Source organism: Marinifilum breve, from assembly GCF_003202155.1.
In the GTDB taxonomy this organism is placed as follows: Bacteria; Bacteroidota; Bacteroidia; order Bacteroidales; family Marinifilaceae; genus Marinifilum; species Marinifilum breve.
On the sequence record NZ_QFLI01000001.1, the window covers coordinates 336,525 to 348,486 of the forward strand.

Genomic DNA, 11,962 nt, shown 5'->3' on the forward strand with positions numbered 1-11,962 from the left:
TCAGCCGATCACTTTAGTACTTTGTCTAGTTAGTATGCTCTTTATAATAATTGAATCTTAACTGAATAGTATAAGTATCACCTTCTTGTTTTAGAATATACTTTTCATTGGTATCATCCTTTGTAAAACTAGGATCAGTACAAGTAAATTTTAAATCAACAAACACTTCGCCAGTTGTTAGATTATATGTTCCAACAGATTTATGAATTTGAACCTCAGCTGGAGTTACATATGCCGACTGTGAAAGATCACCTTGTGTATTTCTTGAATCTTCATACCAGAAAGAATATTTCTCAGTAACACCCTCAACATCTTTTTCGATTGATTCTGTCCAACTTGTCATTTCCAAACCATCCTGAAGATTATACAAAGTAATAGTCTGTTCTGGAATAATCGCAGTCCCCTGAGTTGCATCAGCATCTACAGTTACAAATCGCACCCAACCCTTTTCGGTTGTAATTAATTGCTGTCCATATTTAGCTAATCTTGGGAAAAACTTTCTAAGTGCGAATAAATCCCCGCCATTTTGAATTTCATATCTTTCCTGTTCAGCAATATTTACTCGACTATAACCTATTTCTTTTTTATAAGTATTGATAACTTCCTTCCATTGATTCTCATCATTCTCATTCTTGGCGAAATAATTACTTGATGACATTGAAGCATAATCATTATCGGTAGTATTAAAGTAATAAGATCTTACTCTATAACCTTCAATATTACTATTACGTGGATCTGGATTCGCACTTCCTCCAGCGAAATAATAATTGTACTTATTAGTTGTATTGAACCATGCAGAGAAATCAACCTGTGGATCAACTGCGTTTAATGAAACCGAATTTTCAGTTGCTTTTACAGCGTAATCAGTTACCGATGGAATAGCGAAACCAAAAGTTGCTGTTTTATCCATACCTACATTACCTGTATATTTCATTGTTACTGTAAAATCTGCCCCATAAGTTCCAGCAGGAATGGTAATTTCATTGTTGATCAAACCTGCAATTTCAAAATCAGTATCTTCAACTAAATCACCATCAATAGTCAATGGAATCACAAGATCAGTAGCAAATGTTTTGCTTAGGCCAACAGTAATGGTTTTTACTTCTTCCATGTATGGATTGGTAATAATATTAGAAGTAGAGAACGAAACCTCCGGAGCATCAGATGGAGGATTTGCATTATCCACAATTGTAATGTTTACATCAGAAGGTGTATCTAAATCGTAAGCCGTTCCTGGCTGCAATTCAATAATTAAATTTTTATTTGCTTCAATAGCAGTAACATTAATCGGAGTTACAAAAATATTTGCTGAAGTTTTATTCGCTCCGATTGTTACGGTTCTAGCTATTTCCTGAAAATTAACTCCTTCAACAGCAGAACCTGTTAATTTAACACCAACAGAATACGCAACTTCAGTCGGAGCATCCGCATTTACTTTTACAATTAATGCGGAAGTCGCGGTTTCTGAAATTTCTGCAACTTCAGCTGTAATTGATAATTTAGGAATTACAGGATCATCATCACTACTACAACTTGCAACTAAGATTGCAGCAACCATTAGCCATAATAGGTTTAAAAAATTTTTCTTCATCTTGTTAATAGATTTTTGGTTATGGTTGGATCTTCCCAGGGGAATCGGAAAGATCCTTTATTAAAATTATTTATCTCTCAATGTTTAGTATCCTGGATTTTGCTCCATCCGATCATTGAATTCAATCGCATCCTCAGGAATAGGTAGAACAAACAAATTATTTGGATAGTCAATATTTATATTCTCACGTGCATTACAATCTACACGGCGCAAATTTCTTCCCATTCTAGCAATATCAAAAAATAGATGCCCCTCGAAGGCCAATTCTCTTCTTCTCTCGTTAAAAAGTTCTTCATCCAAAGCGAATCCAGATAATTGTAGATTTTCAGCATTAGGGTTGGCACGTTTGCGAATCACATTCAAATCGGCACGTGCTTGAACCTCATCTCTAACTGGTAAATTTAAAGAAGCCTCAGCACGAATTAGGAACATTTCAGCTAAACGAAGAACAGAAATGTGATTGTCTTGATCAGCAAACTCAATCCATTTTTTAGTTAACTGAGCTTCCATTTGAACATCAAACAAATCACCTCGCACATCTCCTTCATCATATAAATCAATAATATCATTTGACGGAAGTAAGAATAAGGAAGTACGGGCTTCAGAGATTCCAATAATATCTGAAAGTGGAGCACCTATTTTTCTACCACTATTATCTACAATAAATATATCTTCGCGAGTTGGATTTTGCTTTGTAAATGATTCTACAAACTCTGCTGTAGAAAGTAAAGAAACCTCTCCATCTTCAATTACTTTTGTTGCATATAGTCTTGCTCTCTCCCAATCTCTTTTGTACAAGTACACCCTTGCTAATAAAGCTTGTACTGCAAGTTTAGACATATATGCTTTAGTATAGCTTGCTCCTTCAACACCAATTGCGGTGCCTAAATTTTCCTCAGCATAAACTAAATCTGCAATAATATTCTCATAATTATCAAATAGCAAATCACGAGCAACCAATTCATCATATCTTATATTTCTATGCATATAAGCAACGCCTAGGTGCTGTGCATTTGAAGTGTATGAATAAGGTTGTGCATAAAAACGAGTTAAATCAAAATGTACCATTGCTCTGATAGCTTTTGCTTCGGCCTCAGCTTGTGCTTTTTCTATCTCAGTAGCATCTTCAGCACTTTCAATGTTTTCGATTACATTATTCGCATAGCTAATTACTCTATACAAATGCTTATAAAAATCACTCATGTAATCACTCTCACCTTTTACAGTATGTGTAAACTCAAATGATGGGAGATAATTATATGATTTTGAATTCGCAAAAGAAATATTATTCACCTTAAGGTTTCCTCCTTTAATTTCAGGAGTAATAATCATATCTTTTCCATAATAACTTGCGTTTCCTAACTCATAATATGTTCCATTAAGTGCCTCATCTACTCCATTCAAAGTTGAGAACAACTTATCGTTGGATATTTTGGTTTCATCTTCAATATCCAGAAAATCAGAACACGAAGACAATCCCAAAACCAATATTCCTATGTATATGATATTTTTCATTTTGTATCTTATTATTTAGATCACTAATTAAATTCCAAGTTTTAACTGAAATGCAAATGTTCTGGATTGTGGGAATGGATAGCGATATTCTGCCAAACCATTTCTACCTGATTTGCTATCATCTTTATACCATGTATAAACATTTGAAACATTTACTCCTACTGAAGCATTTGCCAATTTTACCCTTTCACAAAGGGTTCTTGGAAAATTGTAATTAAGAGAAATAGACTTTAACGCAATATTCGTTTGATCAAATAGATAACGTGAACTATTTGGATTGTGTGAAACATCATAGGCCAACCTTGGGATATCAGTAATATCACCTGGATTCTGCCATCTATCCAAGAGATTTACACTTTTATTATAAATGTCCAAGCTTTTCACTTTTTCCATATCGCGAGCAGGATATGGCATCATTTTATTTGCCCCGTACTCATATGAAATCATAAAGTTTAGATTGAAACCTTTATATCCAAAACTATTAGAGAATCCACCAGAAAAATCAGGATCACTTTTACCTATAATGGTTTTTTGCGAATTACTATTATTACTTAAAAGGCTATATTCTTCTGTAATCACTCCCTCTTTTGTATACCACATAGGATTTCCATTATCTGGATTTACTCCGGCATACTGGTTACCCATTATTAATGAAGTAGATTCCCCAACTATAAGTGCAGCATTTCCTGAAGTAAATTGATCAGCGTAAGCAGATAATTTATCTAGCTTATTCTCATTAAATCCAATATTGAAATTCGATGTCCATTTTAATGGACCTAATTTAATATTGTTTGCTTTTAATGTAAATTCAAAACCAGAGTTAGTAAAATCAGCAGTATTTACGGAAATATTATTCCAACCCGTTTCTGGTGATACATTTAATGATAATATCCCATCTTTGGTTTTGTTGTTATAATATTCAGCCTCAAATTTTAATTTTTTTAGAATTTTAGCAGTTAAACCTACATTAAACTTCCAAGAAGTCTGCCATCCCAAATCTTCGTTTGCTGCAGCATACGGACTTGCTATAATTTTTCCATTATAACTTGAACTAATACCATAGCTATATAATCCTCGTGCTGAAAATGATCCAACCTTAGCATTTCCTAACTTACCATACGATGCTTTTAACTTTAAGAAGTTAACAACATCATTCTCCTTCCAAAAGTTTTCTTTGGAGATAGTCCATGATCCTCCTATTGAAGCAAAGTTTTCCACTTGTTGATCACCACCAAAGTATGAAGAAGCATCAGATCGATAATTAATAGAAAGGAAGTATCTCTTCTTAAAATCATAATTAAATCTTCCATAATATGATCTCGTAGCATCCTCACCTTCAGTCGCTCTTACTTTACTATATTCATCTTCTGGTGCTAGTCCTAATACTTTGATTTTCTCTGTAAGTAAATTGGTTTCGTAAGCTGTAGTACTTGATCTTTCCTCATGCTTTAACTGAATACCTGCTGTGGTACTAAAGGAGTGATTCTTATACTCCCCATTGTATACCAATTGAGTATATGTAACCCAGTTGTTATTTTCTTTTCTGGTCTCTTTAATTCTACCACCATCATCTTCTCCTCTACCATTTTCCTTAGAATAGAAAGTAAACTGCTTCGTGTTGGTATAATCCAAACCAAACATACTTTCTGACCTTAAGTTTTTAGATAAATTAATATTAAGCTTCAAACTATTGTTAGTGTAGAATTTATCAGATTCATTAATATTTTGATCTAAATCAGCTAGTGGATTAGCATAGAATTCAACCATTGTATAATCACCATTCTCATCATAAACTGGAATGTTTGGTTTAAATGCATAAGTAGCAAAAGCTGCATATTTATCCGACTTAAAAGTAGTTATACCTCCGGCATATGATAAACGAATACCCTTTGCTAATTCAGCATCTATACTTAAACGAGAGGTTATACTCTCCGAATCATTTCCTTTAGTTGTAGTCTCATTGTCTTTGTAACCCAAAGAAAGACGATAAGTTACCTTATCGGATCCACCGGAAATACTCAAGTTCGTTTGATGCGAAATGGAATTTTGAAGAGTTAAGTCTTTCCAATTGGTGTAAATATCAGTACTACCAATTTCTTCTGCAATTCTTTCTTCAGAATAATCTGTTGAATTACGATACCACTCAGATGCTAATTCAACGTACTGATCTGTATTTAAATATTTAATTTTATTAATAGGACTGCTTAGTAAAGTTTTATGTGATAATGAAACTCTCGTTTTTCCCTTCACTCCTTTTTTTGTAGTAATAATTACAACACCATTTGCTGCATTAGCTCCATAAATAGCAGCTGCCGAAGCATCTTTCAAAATGGATACGGATTCAATATCCTCAGGATTAATCAATGCCAATGGGTTGATTTTAATTTGTTCATTAGCAGAAGATCCACTAGGATCATCAATATTTGGATTTAACGCATCTAATAAGGGCACTCCATCCAAAATATACAATGGTTCACTTGATGCTGTAATGTTTGATCCCAAATCAGGCAAAGAGTTGTTACCACGTATACGTACTCTTACCGGGCTATTTGGATTTCCATCATCAGATTCCAAATACACACCAGCAACCTGTCCTTCCAACATTTGGTCAACACTTTGTGCATTAGAGTGTTTTAATAACTCATCAGATTTAACTTGCTCTACCGAACCAACAACTGCTTCTCGTGATTTCACGCTACCGTAACCAAGTACAACAACCTCGTTCAACTTTTGGTCAGCTGATTTTAGTTTTACATTAATCACTTTCTGTCCATTTACAGGAATAAACTGAGTTTCATATCCAATAAACGAAAACATTAATTCAGCATTAGCTTTGCTTACTTTCAAATTGAATTTTCCATCGAAGTCTGTTGTTACTCCATTGGCGGTTCCTTTTTCAAGCACTGTAACACCAGGTATGCCAAGTTTATCACTTGCATCGGTTACCGTCCCTGTCACCATCAGCCCCTGCGCAAAAAGCTGGAACTGAAGCAAAACAAGAAGTGCTATTAAATAAATTCTTACCATAGACTTGTTATTTATATGATTTTAGTGTGGGTTAGTTTGTAAGTTTAAATTTGTAAGGATTAGTTACCTGCTCTGTATCTCCGTTGGTATAAACCAAAGTCATTTCAGGTTGACTCATCCAGTTGATAATATCTTGTGGTTCTACCATATCCTGAATGTAGAAGAAGCGAACAGTTGGTTGTGCTTCATAATCTGCATGAATTCCAACTACTCCTTTATATCTTTTAGCAACGTGATTAGATAATTCCTTAAACTTGTTCTCGTTTTTAGGGAAATCTTCCAACACAAGCATTACCGATCTTAACTTTTCTCTTGGATAAGACTTAAAGTTGTTAAATGTTGCTTTGTGTTTCTTGAAAGCTCTTTTCATTAAACCAATACCACTAATTGGCACATTTGATTTAACAACATCCTTAACTTCGAATGGATAGCTTCTTCTGTGTTTGATTGTTGTGATTAAGTTTTCAATTTTTGATTCGCTCATATTTGCATCACAGAATGCCAATAATCTAATCTCAGTATCAAATTGAGTCTCCAACTGGTAAACATCTTCATCTTTAAGAGCCTCAGCCATGATCTTCAAATCAGCCTCTGTAAGATATTTAGCAACACGAAGTTTGTGAACTGTCAACGGCTGATCTAATTGTGGAGCTTTCACAAATTGTTTTGATCTTGTGTAAAGCATTTTTCTAATGCTCAGCTCATCAATTTTTGTTGTATCATATGTAATTTCTGCTTTGTGATCACTGATGTAAGTATTCACGGCCAAAACACCATCCACTTCACTCATCTGACGCACAAATCCCATAGAACTACTAAAGCAAGTCAAATGACTCATATGATTAATAGTAAACTCTTTCGACTTCGCCATTTCTTCGTTGCTTCCCCAAGCTTTAGAAACAGTTGGCAAGTTATATTGACTTGCAATTAGCAATCCAGAGACGAACAATACCACCACCAATACTGAAGGCAACCATTTCACGTTCATCTTTTCGTTTAACGTAAGTGCACCATCTTTCGGACATGCAGCAACACAATCACCACATAGGTTACAATCAGGATGTTTTACCATTTCAAGATCGGCAACATCAATACCTTGCGGACAGGTTCTTGAACACAAACCACAATCGACACAAGTATGTGTGTGACGAGTAATTTTTAAAACAGATTGTTGTTTTGTATCAATTTTAAGAATCTCCAAAGCGTATCCTACCAAGCAGATAATTCCAACAATAATGCTGATATCAACACCTACTTCGAAAAAGTACATTGAAGACAATACTGCGACAACAACTCCAACACCAATCCAATACTTGAAAATGTTAGAAATTGCTCCAAGCGGACATAAGTATTTACACCAGAACAATCTGAAAATAATTGAACCTAGAACAAATACAGAAATAGAGATTGTTGCAAACAAAAAGTTTACTCTGTGTCCAAACATGGTAACACTACCATAGAATGGATCGTATGTTTTGCAGAATAACTCTCCGGTTTCAAGAGTAATTGTAAGTGTGAAAAATAAAAGAATGTATTTTAAACTTCTTAATACTTTATCGGTAACACCATTAATATCTCTTCTGATTTTAAATTTATCAGCTACTTTTCCAATGGCTTCTGAAACTGTACCTAATGGACATAGGTGACTACAGAACAATTTTCCAAGAACTAATATGCAGAATATAAATATTGCTCCAAGTACCATTTGTGTTACGGTCATGTTACAAGCAATAAGACCATCTTTCATTAAAGTAAGAATGGCTTGGATTCCCCCCATCGGACAATAAGTCTCAAAATCGACTACACTTAAGCCTACTTGATTTCCAATAAAGAATAGGATAATCAGAGAAAGAACAGAAAACTGTAAAATATTTCTGAATAGGCTAACTCGTTTTTTACTCATAAGATTTTAGATTGATTTTTGATTTCAACCGAAAAGTGGGAAATGATGCAATCTTACACGCTGCATTTTGGAATATGAGACTTTTGATACCGTATCATTTTGCATTTTGACACTTTTACAAGACTCTTTTCCTGTAGCTTATGATTTTAAGTGGATTGACTCTAAAATATGTATGACATCCTACTGTTTTGAATCAATCTACACAACTCAATACTTTTTTCTCTTTTGACACCCATCTCCCAGCTCTCTTTTTTCAACATGAATCCCTCACTCAATTAATTTTCTGCCTGCAAAATTGTTAGAATGTATTCGAGTATACAATCGCATGATTTTGGTATTTTAAAAAAGCCTGCATTTAATGATGCAGGCTTTTATATTTTGAATTCAATTTTTACCATCTCCTTACACGACTCTTCATGCGCTTTTCTCTCAGCTCTAAAAAATCCTTAACTCGTTGAGGTGATAATTTTAAAGCTTCACGCAAAAAACTCCTATTATCCATTTCTAAAACATCCTTTCTTTCTGAAACACTAGCTACTTTTTTTCTAAGCTTTTCCATAAAACTTTTCATCCCATTGTCCCACTTATTTTCATGATATCTGAAATATTCATAAAACCTATAAGGATGTTTAAATCCTCGTTTCTCTGCCATTTGTTTAACTTCTTCTGGAGTAATCCACAAGTAATAGCTTGTTTTTAAATTTGAATAAGAAATTCGATTGCAAGCAATTCGTTGCTGATCCCAATTTCCAAATTCACCCATTAGTACTACGCTTAATGAATCCCTCCATGAGTCTACTCTTTGAGGTGCATATTGATATTTTGTCATGATAGAATCAAATTTTACAGATTCTATATGAATCTTAAAATTCTCATCCAAATGTTCATATTTATGAGATAGATAATCGTAATCTTTATAAGGTTGTGGAATTTCTCTTGACTGAGCAATTGACACCAATGAAATGCCTAACAATAGGAATGAAAATAAAATCCTCATAATTTTAATGTTTTTGTTATTGAATTATTAATGTAGTTAGTAGACTTCTTTTCATTATTACATCCGCACTGACGAAAAAGAGTCTTAAACTTTATTAATTTAAAATAACATAATCATTAATAGAAAACCTCAGCTTTTTTATTACCTGCTTTATTAAACATGTATCATTTCACGAAATAATACTACTTAAATACTCAACAGTTGTAATTTAAACGACTAAGTGGATTCCCTATAAATAGGACATTTTTTAGGATTTTGATTTTATATACTCCGTAGGAGTAATTTCATGGAATTGCTTGAAAACACGATTGAATGAAGATTTGGAATTGAATCCACAATCGAAAGCCAGATAAAGAAGTGTTTTATCTTCGTGTGCTTTTTGATCTATCAGCTTTATGAAATAGTTGATACGATAAGAATTGATAAAATCGGAATAAGATCGATTTGCGCTACGATTAATTGCTTGTGAAATAATATGCTCAGGCAAGTCAATCATTTCGGACAATTTTCGTAGCGTTAAATCACCATCTTTATATACCTCTTTTGTTTCTATAAAATCACAAATTTTCTGAAACTGCTCATCGTAAGGATTCTCTTCTTCTAAAATGTTAACTGATGTAGTATCCTTTTCAACAGGAAGAGCCAGGTTTACACTCATTGGATGTGCAAATATGTAGGCATATTTACTATAGATATAAACAAATGAGATTACAAATACCGATACGATAATATTAATCAGCATTACCTGGTCGATTACAAAATGAACACCAAAAATGCCGAGTAACTTTATTAGAAAAACCACCGCAAGTAATACCATTACACCGTTTCCAATACTACTGATCCATTTTAATCGATATGGATTCCCTTTAGCAAAGGATTTGTTTTTCTGCACCTTTATAATCATCAGGTATCCAATAACTACATAAGCCAAAATGATCAAGAATTTCATATAAACTGAAATAATGGCATAGATATTATCAGAATGCGAACAACCTCCTTCACCAAGACAATCTACCAAGCCTAAGGATTTGGTTGTTGTTTTGTATCCCATATACACAGCAAAAGGGATAAAGTGTAATAAGTGTTTTTTGCTAAAGTTAAAGTTTGGATCAACAAGACTTAATATATAAAAGTAGAACATTGTACCATGCATAACATGACTGGCACAAGCAAACTCGTAAACCCAATGAAAATCGTGAAATAAATTCTGAGAAGATAAAAAGAAAGTAAGCTCAGCAATAGCTACAAGAAAAAGCCAAAATGTGAAAATCTTATCAGATAAATTATTTGCCTTACGCGACAAGATTGAAATCATGAAAAATCCCAATATGGCCAAACAAATTACAAACAAATAATCCATACACTACCAACTTCTCTTGTTACTGCTCTTGCTTAATTGGATAGCAATTTTAATTATTTTTAAGCATTCCAACAATTTATAATACAAATTAATGGATATAGAAGATACCAAACATCACCTTCATAAAAACATAATTTTATTTTTTGGTGAAATGCTAATATTTATTCGAACAACAAATAAATTTAACTACAAAAAGCTTGTATACTTGTCTCTATAAGTTGTATATGCAATTATATTTCAATCACACTTTTGGTATTACAAGTTTTATTTCTGATCCTTTTTTACAATAATTGCATAAATAATCATTAGAGTGATTTCTAATAAATTAGAATAACTTTAAATTATTTTTAAGAAATTTTTAACACATCTACCAGTAATGAAGGAAATTATAAGAAGTATCGTTGAGGACAATACAACGAAAAATGGAAAAATATTCGACTATTTTATTCAAACCCTAATTATGCTTTCACTGATTTCATTCTCAGTAGAAACATTGCCTAATAATTCTTCCCATGTAATAAAGTTTCTGGAATATTTTGAGATCTTTTGCATCATTATATTCTCAGCTGAATACATCCTTAGAATCTTGGTTTCAAAAAGACCACTATCATACATTTTCAGTTTCTATGGGATCATTGACCTTTTGGCTATACTACCTTTTTATCTCAGAGGAACTTTGGATTTTAGAGCAATTCGTGCATTCAGAATCTTTAGAGTATTCAGAACATTAAAGTTGATACGTTACAACAGGGCATTACACCGATTTCATATTGCGGCTAAAATTGTGAAAGAAGAAATCATTCTGTTCTTTATCGTCACTGGTATCTTAATATTCTTATCTGCAGCTGGCATATACTTTTTCGAAAACGAGGCTCAACCTAAAGTATTCGCTTCAGTATTTCATAGTTTGTGGTGGGCAATTGTTACACTAACAACCGTTGGCTATGGCGATGTTTATCCAATAACTGTAGGAGGTAAGATTTTTACATTTTTTGTATTGCTAATTGGCGTAGGTGTTGTTACAGTTCCCGCTGGTTTGGTAGCTACATCCTTATCTAAAGCAAGAGAAATTGAAGAAAAGGAAAGAAAATAATAGCACCATTAGATTACTCTTTATGTGATCATTACAGTCCGATTGAGAAATTCAGCATTAATATTTAAATCGATTTCGATTGAATTTTAAAATATTTCATTTAAGTTTGTCATCATTATTAACAAGGGGTGCCTGTAACGGCTGAGATTATACCCTATGAACCTGGGCAAGTAATGCTGCCAAGGGATGTATGTATCTCCTGTTTCTACTCCTGTAATCTTTTTTGAAATGAACATTTTTTGTAATGGTAATCCAATTGCTTTGGATGATTGCGCTTCGTTGTTTACACTTTTATCGGTGACTGAATACGTGGATCAAAAAGGTATTGCAGTAGCAGTAAACAATTGTGTAATTAAAAAACAGGATTGGGAATCTCACCAACTTCAGGAAAACGACAAAGTTTTAATTGTTTCGGCTACAAAAGGAGGATGATTATTTAGCAGATAAAATCCATTTTGTACATCTCTTGTTTTCAG

At 33.3% G+C, this 11,962-nt stretch carries 8 protein-coding genes; 2 read left to right on the forward strand and 6 right to left on the reverse strand.

What is annotated here, in order from left to right:
* Positions 1 to 25: 25 nt before the first annotated feature.
* From DF185_RS01410 to DF185_RS01435, 6 genes are all read right to left on the reverse strand, one after another.
* The gene (locus tag DF185_RS01410; RefSeq protein WP_110358937.1) at positions 26 to 1,591 is read right to left on the reverse strand and encodes a hypothetical protein; all 1,566 of its coding nucleotides are present in this window, start codon (positions 1,589 to 1,591) and stop codon (positions 26 to 28) included.
* An 84-nt stretch (positions 1,592 to 1,675) separates the two neighbouring features.
* Positions 1,676 to 3,106 (reverse strand): RagB/SusD family nutrient uptake outer membrane protein, encoded by a 1,431-nt coding sequence (locus DF185_RS01415; RefSeq protein ID WP_110358938.1) that lies wholly within the window; start codon positions 3,104 to 3,106, stop codon positions 1,676 to 1,678.
* 27 nt (positions 3,107 to 3,133) lie between these two features.
* Positions 3,134 to 6,133, reverse strand: a complete 3,000-nt coding sequence (locus DF185_RS01420; protein WP_110358939.1) for a SusC/RagA family TonB-linked outer membrane protein — start codon at positions 6,131 to 6,133, stop codon at positions 3,134 to 3,136.
* A 31-nt stretch (positions 6,134 to 6,164) separates the two neighbouring features.
* Positions 6,165 to 8,036, reverse strand: a complete 1,872-nt coding sequence (locus DF185_RS01425) for a 4Fe-4S binding protein (protein ID WP_110358940.1) — start codon at positions 8,034 to 8,036, stop codon at positions 6,165 to 6,167.
* 391 nt (positions 8,037 to 8,427) lie between these two features.
* Positions 8,428 to 9,033, reverse strand: coding sequence for a hypothetical protein (locus DF185_RS01430; protein WP_110358941.1), 606 nt, complete (start codon positions 9,031 to 9,033; stop codon positions 8,428 to 8,430).
* A 247-nt stretch (positions 9,034 to 9,280) separates the two neighbouring features.
* A complete protein-coding gene (locus tag DF185_RS01435) occupies positions 9,281 to 10,393 on the reverse strand; it encodes a helix-turn-helix domain-containing protein (protein WP_110358942.1) in 1,113 nt (370 codons plus the stop codon).
* Between the two features lie 376 nt (positions 10,394 to 10,769).
* Between DF185_RS01435 and DF185_RS01440 the strand changes: the two genes are divergently transcribed.
* Both DF185_RS01440 and thiS read left to right on the forward strand, forming a co-directional pair.
* Positions 10,770 to 11,486 carry an ion transporter gene (locus tag DF185_RS01440; RefSeq protein WP_110358943.1) on the forward strand — a complete coding sequence of 239 codons (717 nt, stop codon included), beginning with the start codon at positions 10,770 to 10,772 and terminating at the stop codon, positions 11,484 to 11,486.
* Between the two features lie 228 nt (positions 11,487 to 11,714).
* Entirely contained in the window at positions 11,715 to 11,918 is a 204-nt protein-coding gene (gene thiS, locus DF185_RS01445) for a sulfur carrier protein ThiS (RefSeq protein WP_110359413.1), read from the forward strand.
* Positions 11,919 to 11,962 lie beyond the last annotated feature (44 nt).

Excerpts from the sequence above, each read along its gene's own strand:
- DF185_RS01440 (WP_110358943.1), top strand. The coding sequence starts at position 10,770 with ATGAAGGAAATTATAAGAAGTATCGTTGAGGACAATACAACGAAAAAT.
- DF185_RS01430 (WP_110358941.1), bottom strand. The coding sequence starts at position 9,033 with ATGAGGATTTTATTTTCATTCCTATTGTTAGGCATTTCATTGGTGTCA.
- DF185_RS01425 (WP_110358940.1), bottom strand. The coding sequence starts at position 8,036 with ATGAGTAAAAAACGAGTTAGCCTATTCAGAAATATTTTACAGTTTTCT.
- DF185_RS01420 (WP_110358939.1), bottom strand. The coding sequence starts at position 6,133 with ATGGTAAGAATTTATTTAATAGCACTTCTTGTTTTGCTTCAGTTCCAG.
- thiS (WP_110359413.1), top strand. The coding sequence starts at position 11,715 with ATGAACATTTTTTGTAATGGTAATCCAATTGCTTTGGATGATTGCGCT.
- DF185_RS01415 (WP_110358938.1), bottom strand. The coding sequence starts at position 3,106 with ATGAAAAATATCATATACATAGGAATATTGGTTTTGGGATTGTCTTCG.
- DF185_RS01435 (WP_110358942.1), bottom strand. The coding sequence starts at position 10,393 with ATGGATTATTTGTTTGTAATTTGTTTGGCCATATTGGGATTTTTCATG.
- DF185_RS01410 (WP_110358937.1), bottom strand. The coding sequence starts at position 1,591 with ATGAAGAAAAATTTTTTAAACCTATTATGGCTAATGGTTGCTGCAATC.